Below are 18,551 nucleotides of genomic sequence, written 5' to 3' on the forward strand. Positions count from 1 at the left end.
ATCACAGCTTAAATAATAAAAACATGAAAAAGATCATCATATTGGCAGCCGCCATATCCGGAAGTATTGTTTTCGCACAGGAAAAGAAATCCGATACCGTAAAAACCAGATCGATAGAGGGAATCACACTGACCAAACAGGTTTTCAAAAAACAGAGTGACCGTTTTGTATATGATGTGGCTGCTTCTCCTGTTGCCAAAGGAAATACTACTTTTGATTTACTGAAACAGACCCCGCTTTTATCTACAACAGATGATAAAACGCTGAAGATTGCCGGTAAAAACAATGCCCTGATCTACATCAACGGAAGGAAAACGAATATGGATGCCGAATCGCTGGCACAGTTTCTGAAAAATACTCCTGCGGAAAATATTCAGAGAATTGAAGTGATTACTGTTCCGGGAAGTGAATACCAGGTGGAATCCTCAGACGGAATCATCAACATTGTTCTGAAGAAAAAAATGAGTAACGGAACCAATGGAAATATGAGGATGTCCAATACTCAGAATAAATTCAACAGCAGCCAGGCAAGCTTCTCTGTCAACTACCGGAAGGATAAACTGGGAATCAGCGCCAATCTGAACGGCGGAGAAAATATCCAGCCTCAAACCTATATTCTGAGGAATGGAACAGATCAGCTGAAAAATGAATCTGTTGGGGATATTGATGATCCGAACAAGAATATAGGCGGCTATTTAAATATTGATTACCAGCTGAATGAAAAGAACAATTTGGCATTATCCTGGAACTCCTGGGCCAACAAAAGCTACAATTCAACGATTGATCTGTTTAATACCCTTACCCAGCCGGATGATAAAGGAAATATAATAACCAGCTATACCAGAACTAAAAATAAAGAAGATGCCCGGAATTATAATAATTCGGTGAACCTGAATTATGAATTGAAAATCGACTCTCTTGGAAGTAAACTGAATGTAAATGCTGCTTATCTGATCTATAAAAGATTCCAGTTTTCCGATAACAATACAATGCTTCCCGGTAAAAATAACTGGGGCGATTTTTCAAGAACCGGTAAAACCATTATCCAGGATATTCCGCAGATCATCAACAACTTCTCAGGAACAGTTGATTATATCCAGAAATTTAAAAATGATTTCACATTTTCTGCAGGAGGAAATTTCAATAAAACAAAAACGGATAATGATACCAAGAATCTTACCTACGATTACATATACAACACGAACCAGGACCTGGAAAAGGTAATGACTACCCCTGAGCTTAACCATTTTGTTTATGATGAGAATATCTACGGGCTCTACTTAACTTTTGAAAAGAAATTTTCTGATAAGTTTTCCGGAAAAATAGGTGCAAGATATGAGATTACCAACAGTCTGGGAACGGCAGACAGCCCGTATCATAAAATAGAATCACAAAGGCATCAGGTCATCGAAAGAAATTACAATAATCTTTTACCTTACCTGAGCTTCAACTATGCCATTAATGATAAGAACAATATATCCTATTCATTTTCAAGCAGAATGAGGAGACCCAGTTTCTGGGAACTGAACCCGGTAAGAAATTACATCACGGAATATAATTATACCCAGAACAATCCTTTTGTAAAGGCATCATCCACCTACAATCAGGAACTGACGTATATGTATAAAAATTCCTATTTCCTGATCCTGAACCATTCCTACTTCAAAGACCAGATCACACAGGTTCCTCTGCAGGGATATACCAGATCGGTAGACGGAACAATAAGCGATCAGAGTGTACTGCGCTATATCAGAACCAATTTCGGGGATAAGCAGGAAATGTCTGCGATGGTCGGAATTCAAAAGACCTTTTTCAAGCAGTACCTGACCCTGAATTTTAATGCAGGAATTCAGCACAATATCAATAACGGTTCTCTTGCCGGAGACCCAACAACGGGTGAAACTTTTGTGGATAAAGACGGAAAGCCACTGGTATACACCAATACTATAAAATCGACAAGCTTAATTGTGACGAGCAACAATACGCTTCGGCTGGACAAAAAGAAAACATGGTTTCTGGGAGTCAATTATTTCTTTGTGGATAAACAGCAGATTGAGCTTGGAATGCTGAAAAACCTGATGAGCCTTGACCTGAGCATCAAGAAAAACTGGAACGACTGGACGTTTGCGGTAAACCTTAATGACGTACTGAGAACCAATGTGGTGGAAATTGAGGATTATCAGCCCAACGGAAACTACAATTACATCAGGAATGACCAGTACCGAAGAAGTGTAACGGTAAGTCTTACCTATAATTTCGGAAACCAGAAGCTGAAAAAGGTAAGGAATATTGAAGGGGCATCGGATGCCATTAAAAGCAGAACAAGATAAGAGTTATCTTTCTTCATATCAATTATTTTTTTTGTGATGTGACCGCCGGAAAGGCCGGCGGTTTTTTTTAGAATTCATAATCAACTCAATTATATTTTTTACAGACCGGAACTCCCGCGGGCTTCGCCCGCGGGAGTTTTTATAAGTACAGCAAAATATCACAGCTTCTTTGACCCATACAAAAATTGGAGCAGAGCAAAAGGTTCAGTAGATTTGAATAAGAGGAATAAATTAGAGAGTTCGCGCAAGGATGGGCAAAGAATATTGATGCAACTTATAAATAAGGTAAACAAAGGTGTAAACTTTGTAAAGTAATACAAGGTCTTTGTATTTCAAAGATAAGCGAAGCGGCTTTGTTTATCTTAAAACACTCCCATACTATTCATTCTCTGTTTGCCTTTACGATTAAAAAAAATTCCAAACTTTTGAAACTGATCCATTTTTTATCTTTATCCCTATGAAAAAGAATTTTAAAATTATTCTCCTTTGTTTATCCGCATTTCTTCTCTGGACCGGATGTAAAGAGAAAAAGGTTACGCTTGGCAAAGGTGTGGATTTCAATAAAGAACAGAATATTCACTATGGAGATGATCCGGAAAAGATCATGGATCTCTATATTCCGGAAAAAAAATCTGCGAAAGAAAGAGAGGTATTCATTATTATTCATGGCGGAGGCTGGCGTGCCGGGGATAAATCCCAGCTCACTTTCTTTACTCTTTCCCTGATGCAGAGGTTTCCGGATCATATTTTTGTGAATATGAATTACAGACTGGCTTCACAGGAGCGGTATGCCCTGCCCGGCCAGATTTCTGATATTAAAGATGCTGCATTGTTTTTAGAGAAAAAGCTCGGATACAGTCCTAAACTTATTCTACTTGGCAACAGTGCCGGCGGGCATTTATCGATGCTGTATGCCTACCAGGCAGATCTTCAGAAAAAAGTAAAAGCAGTTATTAATATTGTTGGCCCGGCAGATCTGTCGGATGCCGGATTTAAAAGATATCAGGAATATTCATTTGTGGAAAAAAGGCTTGTTGATCCAAAAACTCCGACGCTGGATATCTCTCTTACGGATTATGCCAGTCCAGTTCATTGGATTGATTCGGCCTCAGCCCCTACACTCTCTTATTATGGAAATACGGACCGTGTTGTTCCTCTCAGCCAGAAGAATATTCTGGATTCTGTGCTAAGTAGGCACCGGGTAAAACATGAATCCTACGAATTTAACGGCGGACACCTGGATTGGGATCAAGCACCGAACGGTACATTCCTGATCAGTGCCATTGATCAGTTTCTTAAACAATTGGATAAAAAATAAACGTCCCGGGTTTCAGAACGTTTATTGACAAGTTGTTTATTTTTTATAAACAGAACATTTCCTTATTATGACCTCAACATTTTATTCGGATTTTACAGTTTCTGTTCTGTCGGAAATACCGTTGGCATTAAAGGCTTCGATCTGGAAATAATAGGCATCTGTTCTGTCGGCACCTGTAAAGAAGTATTCATTTTTTCCGTATACCATGATGCTTCCGTACAGTTTATCCGGAGATTTACCCCAGTAGATCACGTAGCCGTCAGCGTCCTGATTCTGTTGCCATTTCATCCAGATACTTCTTCTTTCACCGTATTTTTTAGGATCTGCCCTCAGCGGTACAAATCCTTTTACTTTCTCAGGCTTTTCACCGGCTCCTTTTCCGAATACCCTGAAGCCGCTGAGGGCAAACTTTCCGGTCGGCATTTTCAGGTTTTCCATTTTCAGGAATCTTGCTTTTGCCGGTTTTTCCAGTTCAACATAATCATGAGGTACATCTTTGGTATTTTTACTTTTATCCACAATTACATTCCACTTTTTACCGTCATTGGAGCCGTAGATTTTATATTGGTGCATTTTCCCTAAGGTTTTACCCATAAATTCTGCATCCTGATCTGCATAATTGATCTGGATGGCATTGATGGTGGAAATCTCACCCAGATCGGTCTGAAACCATTCTCCGGAATTTCCGGTTTTTGCGCTCCAATAGGTTTTAATGTCTTCATCTACGGCAAAATTCGGCTGATATCCGCCCAGAACTGATGAAACCTGAACAGGTTTATTGTAATTCAGCAGCATCCATCCGGCAAAAAGTCCTTTCGTGAAATCTCTGCCCTGCGCATATTGCGGAAGAAAGGTAGGATAATCTCCATAAGCTGTATTGGTATACATGACATCATCTTTATCAAACCCTGCAGGCCAGATCCCCAGTCTCCGTTCAAAGTTATTTTTAGTGGAAATAAAGATGGTTGAGATATGCCACCAGTTTTTATAGTTATCCTCAAAGGTGGCACCATGTCCGGCTCCTCTTGCAAAACCGCCGGGTTTATAGGAAAACGGATTATGCTGCTGGTATTCAAAGCCCTCCAACGGGTTTTTACTGACGTAAACTCCATCGGAATACCCGCTGAATTCAGTAGCCGGGGCTCCGTACTGCATATAGTATTTTCCGTTATGTCTGGTCATCCAGGCTCCTTCCACAAAGGGCTGCAGAAAAACATTATCGTTGTATTCACCGAATCTTTCCCACCCGTGATCTTCAGGTTTTAATTTGATGATGGGTTTTACGAAGCCTTCAGACTGAAGGTTTTTCACTTTTACTTCGGTTCCCAAAAGCGGCCATTCGTTGCTGGACCCCCAGTACAGGTAAAGTTTATTTTTATCTTCATCATAATGGAAGGCCGGATCCCAGGCTCCAACCTTTAAGGTATCCACAGCTATCTTCCAGTCGTCTTTAGTAGGGTTGGTACTTTTCCAGATCGGGAAGTCCTGCTCCCAGGTAGAGCCATAAACATAAAGGGTATCTTTCATTGCCCAGACTGCCGGTGCGTTCAGATCGTGGGTGTATTTACTGTCTCTGAGGAATTTCCTTTTTACGAATTTCCAGTCCAGCATATCATCACTGTACCAGTATCCTTCCTGGTTGGTGGAAAAAAGGAATAGTTTGTTTTTAAAATTAACGATCACCGGATCGGCTGTTGCCCGGTGTTTTCCCTGTTTTGAAAAGACTTCAAAAGGCGTGTATCCATAATCGATATTGATCGGGTTACAGAACGTCTTCTGCTGTGCTCCTATCCATATTCCCAGGAAAATTGCCAATGACAGAAAATATTGTCTCATTTTCAGATTTTAAACATTCAGGGCAAAGTTAATTAACTTTTTTTGGTTTTCTCAATGCTAAACTTATTTATACAGAACATGTTTCATAAAAAACTTCCGGACTGAAACCAGACCGGAAGAGTATTTGAATAATAGTACTTGTTGAAATATATTATTTTTTGGGCAGGAAAACCTCAGCCAGCATACATCTGGCACTTCCTCCACCGTTCACCTCAATGGTATTCAGATCCGAATAAATGATCTCACAGTATTTTTCTATGGCAGCTACCTGATCAGGATTTAAAGACTGATAAGCGGTCTGGCTCATCACCAGGAACTTTTCACCGTCTGTATTCTGAACCTGGAGCATATTCCCGGCAAACTGCTGCATCTGATCTTCAGAAATCTCAATGATTTCTTTTCCGGAATTTTTAATGGTTTCAATCACCTTTTCCCTTTCCAGTTCATCATCGATACAGTCTAAACAGATGACCACGAATCTGTCTGCCACACACATCATTACGTTGGTATGGTAAATAGGAAGCCTTTCTGTACCCACGGTCTGGTAAGAATGGAAAACAACCGGGGTGAATCCGTATTTTGAACAGAATTCCCTGAACAGGTTTTCATCCAGTCTCAAAGAAACCGAGCCGTAAGCGATTTTATTATCATGGTCAAAGATCATACTTCCTGTTCCTTCCAGGAAATGTCCCTGGGTTTCGGAAAACGACCAGTCATCAATTTCTGCCACTTCAAATCCGCGGTTTCCGATATTTTCAATAATATCTTCTCTACGCTCTACTCTTCTGTTGGAAGCGAACATCGGATAAAGCACCACTTTTCCGTCTTTATGGAAGCTCACCCAGTTGTTCGGGAAAATGGAATCCGGTGTATGAGGATCCAGCGTATCTTTAATAGTGATCACATTAATACCTTTTCCTCTCAGTTTGCCGACAAAAGTATTGAATTCTGCCAAAGCCTTTGACTGGATATCAGAGCCTGTCTGTTCTACCTGAAAGTAATTATTTTTTGCTGTTTCTGCATTGTAGCCGAAAGCAATCGGCTCTATCATGAGTACGGTATCTGTTGTTTGCATTTTTTATTCTGGTTTACTAAAAATATTTAAAATAATTGAAAACTCATCCGGATGTTCAAGGAATCTTCTGGTATAAGTTTTTCCGTTTCCGTCCGTAATTTCAACGGTATAATCTTCTCTGCAGATAAACTGTGTCAGAAAATCATAAAACCGCGGAGATAAAGAGATCCGTTGACCTAAATAATTTTCCTTTTTTACGGGTTCTTCTGATTTCATTTTATTATAGAATATCTCCATTTCGTCCGAAATGACATCAAAAAAATCAAGGTTATCTGAGGTACGGCGGCTGACTTCCTTTGAAAATAAAACAGATGGTGAAAAAATATCATATTCTGCCATCAGTCCTCCCTTTCTGCTATAAGGAGCTGCTCCGCCACATTCCCGCATTCTGATGACCTCATTTTTAATCTTCTTTTTATTTCTGATTAATTTTCCGTCAATCAGGTCATAGTATTTTTTTAACGGATATTTGCTTTTTGTTCTTCCGCCGGCATGGGCTGTTCTTATTTCCCAAAGAACATATCTTTCATCATCGGCCGTATAATAGATATATCTGTTCTTTACATGATCAGGCATAAAAAACTCTTCACTGTACAGCAAATCGTTATGCTTTACTGTCCTGCTTTCTATTTTACCCCTTACATAGGTTTCAATATAAATGGAATCCCGGCTTCTGGTGATACTGTCTCTGTCTTTATTTCGGATCAGGTGATAACCGTTCAGCCTATCCGGGGCTACATAATATGAAGAGTCTATTTCAAAGCCGCCTTCACGGGGTGTTTTTCTCACCTTTGTTCCGTTCTGATACATCCTGTAATATCCTCCTTCATAAACATTTTCATTAAAACTCTTTAATGTATCTTTTGAATTAAAAACAAAACGTTTCTTATAAAACTCATTCTTCCCGGTTTTGATATCCAGGAAATTTCCTTCATAATTGATACTTTCAGGGTTATTGAGATCCGGACGGTAGTTTTTTACAATACTACTCCGGTATTCGGTTTTGTTTTCCCTCTCTACCGCCTGTATCATTCCGTTAGCGGAATAGGAAACTCTATATTCCCCATTCTTAGACAGGATACGGGATAGCCTGTTCTGCCTGTCATATATAAGCCAGGAAGTTCCCCTACTATTTGAAGTGATGATTTCATTTTTATCTGCCAGAATCTCAACTCTGTTGATCACTTCTCCGTTTTTCTTTAAAACGGCCGTCTTAATATTATACTTTTGATAAGCACCGAAATCTCCGGAATAGATCATCTTCCAGTCAAAAAGCTGGGCATCAGCTTTTATAACCGAAAAAAGAATCACCCATATGGAAAATAATCGGGTCAAATTATTCTCTTACTAATGGCATGGTGGAACACCTCAGCAATCCGCCCATTTTTGAAATTTCTCTGTAAGGGATTTCTTCTACGGTCATTCCCCATTCATTTCGGAGGTGATTATTCATTCTTGTGAATGTCTTATCCGAAACAACAACTTCCGGAGAGATGGAGAAAATATTAGGGAACATTTCAAACATTTCTTCATCGTTTAGATGGAAGCAGTTTTCTTCCCCGAAAATATCTATAATGAGACGGTAATCGCTTTCATCCACAAAACCGTTTTTGTAGATCAGGCATTTGTCTTCTCCAACCGGATTGAAAGTGCAGTCCAGGTGAAGGATTCCTTCAAACGGGATTTTATCGTTTTTCTTCAGCTCAAGATCAATGATTCTTTTCTTCGGAAAATATTCTTTTAAAATTTCAATGGCGTATTCGTTGGTTCTTGCCGTTTTATAGTTTCTGTAATCTTCACTGAAACAGGTTCCGATAAAAAGAAAATCGTTCCATACGATCACATCGCCACCTTCAATATGTGCTGTTTCGGGAAGATTAATGATCTTTCTCCAGGCTACTTTTTCAAAAACATTTTTATAGGCATCCTGCTCATCAGCCCTGTCTGCGATGACGTTGGAGATAATCATTTTATCATCAATCACAAAAGCCACATCTCTGGAAAATACCTGGTTGTAATCTTTGATGATACTTGGGCGGAGCACTTCTACATCATACTTTTTCAGCACTGCTTCAAAAGCATTCATTTCACTGATGATATCCTCTTCTTTAGGATAAATGTTGTGTTCAATGGAGTAATATGATTTGGCATCATAACTCTCCTCAAGGGTGGGAACTGCTCCCATTGAATTAGGCTGGCCCAGCACTACTGACTTCAGCCTTCCCGTTTCGTTTTTAATGTTTAGTCTCATAAAGATTTATGCAATACTACAAATATAAGTAAAGGTCTCTATCTGGAAAACTTTTGAATTGCTTTATCCGCATAATTTTACTCAATATTCAGGTTACTCTAAGGAAGGTTTTATTTACAGTTATTTTATCCGTATAAAACAGTAAACACAGAAAATACCACTCTGCCAAACTCACTTATAATTTTGTTTTACGCGCTTATATCTGAAGTGTACGCACTTGCTTGATGTGGCTGGCTTTACTTTTCTGCGACCGCTACATTAGCAGTACTAATTTAAAATCTTATTATTATGAAAAAAACGCTTACCTTTTTTCTAGCTGTCTTATTGACTATGGTGTCAGTCACGTGTGTATTTGCCCAAAGCACTTTTAGTGTCAAATATGTCGGGGAAACAAGCCTTAACAGTTTTCCACCTAACCATATAAAAGTAGAGGCTGATTATGATCGTCATTCCCACATTATTTCCCCTCCCAACAGCTATACCCAGACCACTCCCGTTCTTGAGAGCAAATATGTTACCAACGGAACAACTGTTGCCTTTCTTTCTCCTCCTGCTTCGAGTGCTTTTCAGACTTATGAGCTTTTCCATTTAAAAGTAACATGGACTGCTTATCAGAACGGCTATCTTATTTCGAGAGTACATACCTTCAATGATTTACAAATCCTTTCTGCCAATGACGGTAATGAAATAGATTTTACAATAGTAGGGGCCAGAATACGTCTGAAAGCAATCAGTTCGGGATCACATATGACTTACCAGATTACCCTTCAAACCTTTTAGGCGGGCGATCAGTATTGAAAATAAACTGAATAAGTACTTCCAGCTGTTTTTTGCTTTATATACTTATAACAGAATGGCAAGTACTTATTTAATTTAACGGTTTCACTTTCCCGCTGCCACTACATCAGCAATATCAAAATTTTATAACCTTACATTTATTTATTATGGAAAAAACGTTTACTATTTTTTTAACCGCTTTATTGACATTGGTATCAGCAACCGGTTTATTTGCCCAAAATTCTTTTAGTGTCAAATATGTTGGAGAGGCAGGTGGTATTAATTCTGCACCTATATCTATAAAAGTGGAAGCAGATTATGACCGTCATAATCACATCATCAACCCTCCTAACAGTTCTACTCAGACAACTCCTGTTCTTGAAAGCAAGCATATTGCCAACGGAGGAACGGTTGTTTATCTCTCTGCTCCTGCTCCGAGCCCGAATACAGGCCAGACCTTTGAGCTCTTTCATTTAAAGGCGATATGGAATGATGGAACAGGTCCCTTTTCATATGTGACTACCTTCACTAATGCACACATATTAGCTGCCAATAGCGGAGCTGAAGCAGAGGTAAACTCAGCAGGCAGAAAATTTCGTCTAAAAGCAATCTATTCAGGTACTCATGTTCTTTATCAGATCACTATCAAACCTCTTTAAGCGAACTGACTGTTATTATCATTTCAAGACTAATCAATATTCATCAAAAAAATAAACTCTGTTTTCACAAGCAGGGTTTTTTCTTGTTATTCCCAATAAAAAATCACATTGACTATTTATCTACAACCGGCTATTTTCCATCTACATACGGATTAAAAAAGCAAAAGGAATTCAAATTAAATTCATAACTTAGTGATATAATTTCGAAGAAATTATCATTTTAAAATTTAATTATTAACATCAAAAGACAAAATCATGAACAAGAAAAATCCGGTGCTGAAAAATGCACAAAAATTAGGAAGAGAACAACAGAAATCCGTTATGGGAGGAATGCCTCCGGGAAACAGAAGATGCTGTGAATGGGATGATGTTACAGGAAAATGCTATATCTGGACCTGTGACAGATGTGCGTGTCCATAAAATGAAAAAGCCTGCCTGATCAAACAAGCAGGTTTTATTTTTTTAAATGACTTATCATGTTTGGTAATAACCAAATAAAAAATCCCAAAGCAAGCTTCGGGATTCTGAATTATGATAAAAACAGTGATTATCTGTTTGTAATATCGATATAGTCTCTTTTCTGAGCACCCTGGTAAACCTGTCTCGGTCTTCCGATCGGGTCTCCTTTCAGTCTCATTTCTTTCCACTGAGAGATCCATCCCGGAAGTCTTCCTAATGCAAACATTACAGTAAACATTTCGGTAGGAATTCCTAATGCTCTGTAAATGATTCCTGAGTAGAAGTCTACGTTCGGGTATAGTTTTCTTTCTACGAAGTAGTCATCTTCAAGGGCAACTTTTTCCAACTGCATTGCAATATCAAGAGCTTTATCCTGAATTCCAAGTGCGTTAAGGATATCGTCAGCAGCTTTTTTGATGATTTTTGCTCTTGGGTCGAAGTTTTTGTAAACTCTGTGTCCGAAGCCCATCAGACGGAAGTTATCGTTTTTATCTTTAGCTTTTGCTACCCATTTGTTTACATCTCCTCCATCTTTTTCGATAAGCTCAAGCATTTCGATTACGGCCTGGTTGGCTCCACCGTGAAGTGGTCCCCAAAGTGCAGAAACCCCTGCAGAGACAGACGCGAAAAGACCTGTATGAGCAGAACCTACCATTCTTACGGTGGAGGTAGAACAGTTTTGTTCGTGATCTGCGTGAAGGATTAACAGTTTATCAAGTGCTCCTACTACTACCGGATCAATTTCAAATTCCTCGTTAGGTAATCTGAAAGCCATTTTGTAGAAGTTTTCTACATAGTTAAGGCTGTTATCTCCGTGGTTAAGCGGTAAACCTAATGTTTTTCTGTAAGTCCATGCACAAAGGTGAGAGAATTTAGCGATCATCAGCTCGGCAGCGTGATCCATTTCTTCTTTGGAGTTTACGTTAACAGCTTTCGGGTTGAATGCCGTTAAAGCGGAAGTTAAAGAAGATAAAACTCCCATAGGGTGAGCAGAACGAGGGAAAGCATCGATGATTTTTTTCATCTCCTCTGCTACGAAGTTATATTTTTTAATGTTGTTTTCGAAAGAAGTAAACTGATCGGCAGTAGGTAATTCACCGTGTAATAAAAGGTACATTACTTCTGTAAAGTTGGATTTTTCAGCAATCTGTTCGATTGGATATCCTCTGTAAAATAATTCTCCTTTATCTCCGTCCAGATAAGTGATATCGCTAATAGTAGCTCCGGTATTTTTGTATCCTAAATCCAGAGTGATCAAACCTGTCTGGTCTCTTAATTTTGAAATATCAATCCCTCTGTCTCCGATAGTGCTATCCACGATAGGATATTCATATGAATTACCTGCGTAATTCAATATTACTTTGTTGTCTGACATTATTTATTTTTTTTTAAATATACTACTTTCCATAAAATACGGCAAACAAAAATTATCGCTTGCCGTTATTTATAAATTCAATTATCTTTTTACTTTAAATGCTTCTAAACCCGGGAAAATTGCAGTATCCCCCAATGCTTCTTCGATTCTTAAAAGCTGGTTGTATTTTGCCATTCTGTCTGATCTTGAAGCAGAACCTGTTTTGATCTGTCCGCAGTTCATAGCTACTGCAAGATCTGCAATGGTAGAGTCTTCAGTTTCTCCTGATCTGTGAGACATTACGGAAGTGAACTTGTTGTTCTGAGCCATTTGTACAGCAGCCATTGTTTCGGAAAGAGAACCGATCTGGTTTACTTTTACAAGGATTGAATTGGCAATACCTTCTTTTACTCCTCTTGACAATCTCTCAACATTGGTTACGAATAAATCGTCCCCTACAAGCTGTACTCTGTCTCCGATTTTATCGGTAAGCATTTTCCATCCTTCCCAGTCATTTTCCTGCATACCGTCTTCAATAGAGATGATAGGGTATTTGGCAGCCAGCTCAGCAAGGTAAGAAACCTGCTCACTGCTTGAGAACTGAGCGGCATCAGCAGTCTGGAATTTTCGGTAATCATAAACTCCGTCTTTATAGAATTCTGAAGCAGCACAGTCTAATGCCAGCATAATATCATCACCAGGTTTATATCCTGCTTTTTCGATAGCCTGAAGCAAAGTATCCAGAGCATCTTCGGTTCCTTTGAAAGTTGGAGCAAAACCTCCTTCATCACCTACGGCTGTGGATAAACCTCTTGAATGAAGAATAGATTTCAGATTGTGGAAAATTTCAGTTCCTTTTCTCAGTGCGTGAGAGAAAGAATCTGCTTTTACCGGCATGATCATAAATTCCTGGAATGCGATAGGTGCATCTGAATGCGACCCACCATTGATAACATTCATCATAGGAACAGGAAGCGTATTGGCATTTACTCCTCCCACATATTTATATAAAGGCATTCCCAGTTCAGCAGCAGCAGCTCTTGCAACCGCTAAAGAAACTCCTAAAATGGCATTGGCACCAAGATTCCCTTTATTGGCAGTTCCGTCAAGATCGATCATGATCTTATCGATAAAATTCTGTTCAAAAACAGGCTGCCCGATAAGGTTTTCTGCAATTATCTCTCTTACGTTTTCAACTGCCTTCAGAACTCCTTTTCCCATGTATTCAGGACCTCCGTCGCGTAATTCTACGGCTTCGTGTTCACCGGTAGACGCTCCTGAAGGAACTGCTGCGCGCCCCATGGCACCGCTTTCTGTAAATACATCTACTTCAATGGTAGGATTACCTCTGGAATCCAGAATTTGTCTCGCTTCTATGAAAGAAATTGCACTCATTTTTTATTTTTTATAGTTCCTACAAATTTAATCATTTTTTGACTTTTCTGAGGTACCCTTAAAGTATTTTATCAGTTGTATCCAAGTTAAATTTTAGTTAATTTTAATATTATGTTAATCAAAGTCTTTCAAAAAATAAAAACTCTCCAATATTGAGGAATATTGGAGAGTCTGAAGGTTTTAAAAATTGGCTGTGGTTCTATCTGTTTCTGAATTTTTCAGGAAAGTTTTCAAGCTCTGCAATATCAAGCTCCAGAAGGGTATTTCCGTTATCCACAATGGCTCCTATTGTAAATGCACCGTAAGAAGGGATTTTATATTCCACTTCTTTTTTTCCGTAGCCCTCAAGACGGATAATGGATTTGGCAAAAGAATTGTGCAGGAACAGGTAAACATCACTGGTGAGTTCTCCTTCACCGGCAGCAACTTTAATCGTCAGATTGAGGAATCCCGGTATAATGTATGAATCATACTCAACGCTGAGTGTTTTCCCGTTGACAGTGCTCTTTCCTCCGAACCTTCCTTTCTGCGGATCGTTGGCATGGGTAACCGGCGGAAGCAGGGAAAGCATCATTTTACTTTGTTCTTCCGGGCTTATCCCACTCTTCAGCACGCTGGCCTGTGATGCCACCTGAAGCTGGAGAGGCTCACTTATCTTATAATTATTCTCGGCAACTGCCGACTCTTTCTTCAGATCTTTGATCTCTTTATTCTGTTCATTAATTGTAGTTTCTGCCTGTTTTATATACTCTTTAGAAATTACCCGTGACATCAGAAGATCAATGAATCTCATACCCGCACATGCTGCAAGGAGGCAATAAGCTGCCCAGAGAAGGTAATCCGAAGCTAAAGAATTTTTCTCTCCCGAAGCGGTCTGAGGCTGTTCAGGTTTTGGATTGTTTTTGGAAGTCACCGGTTCTGCAATCAGAGGGCCGGACTGTAATGAATCCTGTTTTGGCCGGATATGAGCAGCGGGTTTTGCTTGAGTACTGCCAACTGTTGTTTTTTCACATTTTAAAATCCAGTCTGAGACCCTGATCTCATCAAGAAGTTTACTTTCTGCAAATTTGAGAAATAAGGGGACAAGGATAGTGGCGGCAATTCCAAAAAGGATACATATTCCTTTTGATCTCAGTTTGCCTGAAGATCCGCTTTCAGTCTGCTTATTGGCATCCGAATAATAATTCACGACACCTCCTAAAACACCGGTCAGGGCCATTATCAAAATGATACACAACAAATCCATGGTATTGGTTTTTAAAGTTTATCCCGGCATGGAGTTTCCATGCTTTAGTTTGGTTTACTCAAATTTCCATTTAAAAAGGTTCCATGTCAATAACACAAAAGGGTGATTCTGAAGATAAAAACCGCATCACTTTGATGAAATGATGCGGTTATAGTTTTAATTATCACATTGAATTCCGGAAAATATTAACAGCCCGGAGGGCATAACCCATTTCTGTCAAACCACTCTTCCGGGTCCCAGCTATTATTAGGTTTTATATTGATGACATAGGTAAGCTGCTGGAAATATTTTAATTCGTATTCATCTCCCATATCAAAAAGAGTGACGAACGCGGGCAATAAAATGATCTGAGCATCATTCATAAAAAGATCTTTAGGGAGAAAAATTTTTCTTGTATTTCTCTTTTTCAATCCCTGAGTTTTTTCAGAGATAAAATTATCTAATATCACCGCACTATTCTTTTCGAAATCATTTTTATAAGTATGATATTCTTTGTTCTGTATTTCTCCCGGAACTGCTACATTGAATAAGTTATACCTTATCTCTGATTCTCTGTCCAGACTTACCAAGAGTTCTAATTCTCCTTTGATTTCGGATATCTCTAAAATAAGTTCCCTGCCTTCTTTCTGTGACTGAATAAATTTAAGACACTCCGGAGACAGAGAGAAATGCTTATTGAGTCTCTCATTCTGCGCTAAATCCGATTCTAAGAATGCATTTCTCATTTTTGTCATCAGCTCTGTGCTTATTTTATGATTATTCAAATCATTCAATACTACTTGTGCTTCCATATTATTTGTTTTTAGGTTCTATATTTAAATATATAATAAAATTCTGAAAACCAGATGGGTCCCTGATTCAGAGCTGATCATCTGACACTCTCCTTCCTGCTCCTGCATTCTGCGCTTCATATTCCGGAGCCCGTTTCCTTCGGAATGTTCTTCCGGAATTCCCGTTCCGTTGTCTTCTATATTCATCAGGAAGAAATTTTTATCCTGACAAAAAGAGAGTTTAAGCCTGTCTGCCCGGCTGTGCTTATAGGCATTATTTACCGCTTCTTTCAGGCATAGAAACATGTTGCGTCTCAATTCCGTAGAAATCGGAGTGTCTGCGATCACGTCTATGCTTTCTGTCCACAGTTTTATTTTGGTTTTTTTCAGAAAACTGTCTGTATACTGTACGGCATAGTCTATAAAGTTTCCGAGCGTATCGTTACCCGAGTTCAGGCTCCACAACATTTCCCGCATAGAGAGGTTCATTTCTTCCGAGGTTTTCAGGAGCTCATTGATATCGTTCTGAAGATCTTCATCATCTGCTTTCTGTTTAAGGAATTCTGCCTGGAGTTTTAATGCTGAGATTCCCGCTCCGAGATCGTCATGCATGTCGTGGGAAATACGTTGCCTTTCTTTCTCTATGGATTTTTGTTTTTCAAGCTCTTTCTGGAGGAGCTGGTTTTGATATTCAGATTCTTTGAGTTGTTTTTCTCTAAGATGTATTAATTGTCTTTTATTATACATTAACACAACGAAAATAACAAATAAAACAAAAATCATCATTATTGAAATTGCAATAATGTAAGCTAATTTTATTTCATCTTGAACATGCGTCATGATTTTAGTTTCTTTTCATATTTTGTTAACGCGATATAAAACATTATGTACATTACAATATTAATAATATTTTGTCCTGTTCTTAAAAACTGAAGAAATTCATCGTCTTCTTTTGCAAAATAAAACATTGGAGTAACTCTAAAAAGAAAAAAGCAGCTCCACATTAACAAAGCCGTAGAAATCCAAAATGTTGGATCATCAGTAATTTTATATTCGTCAAAAAAAAATATTTTTTGATAAAACCATAAAAGTGAATTTATTATATAAAATAATAAAATTGTGATGCCTATATTTTTATCAAAATCAAAATCTAGAAAATGGGTAAGAAGTAAAATGTAAAGGAGAGAAATAATCGTTGTTAAAAACGTAATTTTTTTCAATCTATATTTTAAAACTTGTGAAAAATAAAAACAAAAAAACGAAACAGAAAAAACATTATATAAGTTATACAACAATCCGTTTTTAGATTGCGGATGAATTATATACATTAAAAAAGAAGTTATTTCAACTAGGAAAGAGATGAGTAAATAAATAAACAAATAATTTTGAGCAGGTAAACTTACTTTCCTGCTCAAAATATATGATTTCATTGTTACTAACAACAATACAATTTTATAGGCTATGCCAATAATCATTCTTTTAAGGTCTTAGATCTCCCATATCAAAATAGCCTATGCTTGGCTGCTTTTTTTTAGAAATAATATCAAAATTAATCTTACCTAGTAATGTTAATTGATCATTTCTACCTTTAAAAAACTTTCTATATAAATCCTCTTTTCCCACGAGTAATGTTGGGTTTCTTGTTAAAAATCCCTCCACATCAATAATTTCTGCAAATTGAAAATCAATTGAGTTTGAACTTTCAGATTTTTTCATCAGTTCTTCCAAATCTTTCCAGTAATAAATAATCGATCGAGTATTAGAACTTAAATTTAGCTCATCATCAATCCTACAATAATAATTATCAAATACTTTCATTGAACTTTTTTTAAATTCTAATAATATTTTTTTAAAGTCACTATCTTTTAATTTTATAGGGTTTGTTCCTGATTTCAAATTAAATGATATATAATTCTCATCTACTTTATACGATTGATGACTAGGATGTGCATAAGAAATTATAATATAAAGACAAGTATCATTATCATTACTTGAAAGATTACTATAATCAATAATATTATTATAGTTAGATTTATTAATTTCTACAAGTGTAAACCTCAATCCTTCTGAACCTAAAACATTTTTATTATTTTCGAAAAAAAATTGTAATGTTTTAGGATCTAGTCTATATGAATTAAAATATTCAACTTTTTTCTTAATGATATTATTTTCATTTTTAAAATGTACTGAAAGACCAGTCTGAAATTTGGCAATCAATTCATTTCCAAACTTTAGATTAACATCGGCCGCAGGAATAGATTTAGTAGGATCATTTATAATCTCTAATTTGTTTCCTATTTTTATCGAATCATTGCTTTCACCGGCAATTTCTGTTCGATTTGTGTCCGGCTTATTAATTACATCTGTTTTTTTACAACTTATAATTCCTAAAAATAACAGTAATATCCATAATAGATTTTTGCTTAAAATTGTCTTCATAATCTTTCAGTTTTTAAATTGGTTAAATTTATTAATGGCCTCTACTTTATTGCTGACGTGCAGTTTACGGTAGATGTTTCCTACGTGTTTTTTTACGGTATCTGTACTGATGCATTTTTTATCGGCAATCTCTTTGTATAGTAAGCCCTGTGAAAGAAGTTCCAGTATTTCTTTTTCACGTGTGGTAAGTTCATCGAAGCCTTTAATTTCGGGAAGCTTTTTTTCAAAGTGGCTTAATACTCTTCTGGCAATGGAGAAACTCATGGGTGCACCGCCATTATAGACATCCCGGATGGAGGAAAGGATCTTGTCCATGCTTTCTCCTTTGATCAGGTAACCCATGGCACCTGCTTTCAGGGAATTGAAGATTTTTTCATCATCTTCAAAGCTGGTACACATGATAAACCGGGTATTGGGCATATCTTTTTTCAGTTTCTCAATAATTTCGATACCGAGCATATCCTGAAGCTGAATATCCATCATCACTACATCCGGAGAAATACTGGAGAGATTTTTCAGGGCCTCGTTTCCATCAAAAAACTGGGCGGTCACTTTCATGTCATCCTGGTAATTGATGACCTTCTTCAACGCGTTGTTGTAGTTTTTTTCGTCTTCTACTATGGCTATTGAGATGCTCATTGT

General features: G+C 37.7%; 17 protein-coding genes. 5 read left to right on the forward strand and 12 right to left on the reverse strand.

The features are described 5' to 3' along the window. The first annotated feature begins 23 nt into the window (after nucleotides 1-23). Entirely contained in the window at nucleotides 24-2,330 is a 2,307-nt protein-coding gene (locus AC106S_RS20940) for a TonB-dependent receptor domain-containing protein (RefSeq protein ID WP_482441699.1), read from the forward strand. A gap of 457 nt (nucleotides 2,331-2,787) precedes the next feature. After that, a complete protein-coding gene (locus AC106S_RS20945) occupies nucleotides 2,788-3,648 on the forward strand; it encodes an alpha/beta hydrolase fold domain-containing protein (RefSeq protein WP_482441701.1) in 861 nt (286 codons plus the stop codon). An 81-nt stretch (nucleotides 3,649-3,729) separates the two neighbouring features. Here the strand turns inward: AC106S_RS20945 and AC106S_RS20950 are convergent, their stop codons facing one another. The 4 genes from AC106S_RS20950 to AC106S_RS20965 form a co-directional block, all read right to left on the reverse strand. Next, nucleotides 3,730-5,484, reverse strand: coding sequence for a discoidin domain-containing protein (locus AC106S_RS20950; protein ID WP_482441703.1), 1,755 nt, complete (start codon nucleotides 5,482-5,484; stop codon nucleotides 3,730-3,732). Between the two features lie 151 nt (nucleotides 5,485-5,635). Beyond that, nucleotides 5,636-6,559, reverse strand: coding sequence for a citrulline utilization hydrolase CtlX (gene ctlX / locus AC106S_RS20955; RefSeq protein ID WP_482441705.1), 924 nt, complete (start codon nucleotides 6,557-6,559; stop codon nucleotides 5,636-5,638). A 3-nt stretch (nucleotides 6,560-6,562) separates the two neighbouring features. Then, nucleotides 6,563-7,894 carry a hypothetical protein gene (locus AC106S_RS20960; RefSeq protein ID WP_482441707.1) on the reverse strand — a complete coding sequence of 444 codons (1,332 nt, stop codon included), beginning with the start codon at nucleotides 7,892-7,894 and terminating at the stop codon, nucleotides 6,563-6,565. Between the two features lies 1 nt (nucleotide 7,895). Beyond that, a complete protein-coding gene (locus AC106S_RS20965) occupies nucleotides 7,896-8,810 on the reverse strand; it encodes a dimethylarginine dimethylaminohydrolase family protein (RefSeq protein ID WP_482441709.1) in 915 nt (304 codons plus the stop codon). A gap of 288 nt (nucleotides 8,811-9,098) precedes the next feature. On the opposite strand from AC106S_RS20965, the gene AC106S_RS20970 reads away from it, so the two are divergent. The 3 genes from AC106S_RS20970 to AC106S_RS20980 all read left to right on the forward strand — a co-directional run bounded on the left by AC106S_RS20970 (nucleotide 9,099) and on the right by AC106S_RS20980 (nucleotide 10,666). After that, nucleotides 9,099-9,590 (forward strand): hypothetical protein, encoded by a 492-nt coding sequence (locus AC106S_RS20970; RefSeq protein WP_482441711.1) that lies wholly within the window; start codon nucleotides 9,099-9,101, stop codon nucleotides 9,588-9,590. Nucleotides 9,591-9,754: 164 nt separating this feature from the next. Then, nucleotides 9,755-10,246, forward strand: coding sequence for a hypothetical protein (locus AC106S_RS20975; protein WP_482441713.1), 492 nt, complete (start codon nucleotides 9,755-9,757; stop codon nucleotides 10,244-10,246). A gap of 255 nt (nucleotides 10,247-10,501) precedes the next feature. Continuing rightward, on the forward strand, nucleotides 10,502-10,666 hold the full coding sequence (locus AC106S_RS20980) for a hypothetical protein (protein ID WP_482441715.1): 165 nt from the start codon (nucleotides 10,502-10,504) through the stop codon (nucleotides 10,664-10,666). 127 nt (nucleotides 10,667-10,793) lie between these two features. Here AC106S_RS20980 and AC106S_RS20985 read toward each other — a convergent pair whose 3' ends face one another. The 8 genes from AC106S_RS20985 to AC106S_RS21020 all read right to left on the reverse strand — a co-directional run bounded on the left by AC106S_RS20985 (nucleotide 10,794) and on the right by AC106S_RS21020 (nucleotide 18,548). Beyond that, nucleotides 10,794-12,080 carry a citrate synthase gene (locus AC106S_RS20985; RefSeq protein WP_482441717.1) on the reverse strand — a complete coding sequence of 429 codons (1,287 nt, stop codon included), beginning with the start codon at nucleotides 12,078-12,080 and terminating at the stop codon, nucleotides 10,794-10,796. Nucleotides 12,081-12,161: 81 nt separating this feature from the next. Then, a complete protein-coding gene (eno, locus tag AC106S_RS20990) occupies nucleotides 12,162-13,454 on the reverse strand; it encodes a phosphopyruvate hydratase (RefSeq protein ID WP_482441719.1) in 1,293 nt (430 codons plus the stop codon). Between the two features lie 199 nt (nucleotides 13,455-13,653). Beyond that, nucleotides 13,654-14,700, reverse strand: coding sequence for a YEATS-associated helix-containing protein (locus AC106S_RS20995; protein ID WP_482441721.1), 1,047 nt, complete (start codon nucleotides 14,698-14,700; stop codon nucleotides 13,654-13,656). A gap of 185 nt (nucleotides 14,701-14,885) precedes the next feature. Then, nucleotides 14,886-15,491, reverse strand: coding sequence for a hypothetical protein (locus tag AC106S_RS21000; protein WP_482441723.1), 606 nt, complete (start codon nucleotides 15,489-15,491; stop codon nucleotides 14,886-14,888). Nucleotides 15,492-15,515: 24 nt separating this feature from the next. After that, the gene (locus AC106S_RS21005) at nucleotides 15,516-16,310 is read right to left on the reverse strand and encodes a sensor histidine kinase (RefSeq protein ID WP_482441725.1); all 795 of its coding nucleotides are present in this window, start codon (nucleotides 16,308-16,310) and stop codon (nucleotides 15,516-15,518) included. After that, nucleotides 16,307-16,945: a hypothetical protein gene (locus AC106S_RS21010; protein WP_482441727.1), complete on the reverse strand. Its 639-nt coding sequence runs from the start codon at nucleotides 16,943-16,945 to the stop codon at nucleotides 16,307-16,309. Before AC106S_RS21010 ends, AC106S_RS21005 begins: the two co-directional genes overlap by 4 nt. 4 nt (nucleotides 16,946-16,949) lie before the next feature. Then, nucleotides 16,950-17,909, reverse strand: coding sequence for a hypothetical protein (locus AC106S_RS21015; protein ID WP_482441729.1), 960 nt, complete (start codon nucleotides 17,907-17,909; stop codon nucleotides 16,950-16,952). 6 nt (nucleotides 17,910-17,915) lie between these two features. After that, nucleotides 17,916-18,548, reverse strand: coding sequence for a response regulator (locus tag AC106S_RS21020; protein WP_482441731.1), 633 nt, complete (start codon nucleotides 18,546-18,548; stop codon nucleotides 17,916-17,918). Nucleotides 18,549-18,551 lie beyond the last annotated feature (3 nt).

The organism is Chryseobacterium sp. FR054 (genome assembly GCF_056844565.1).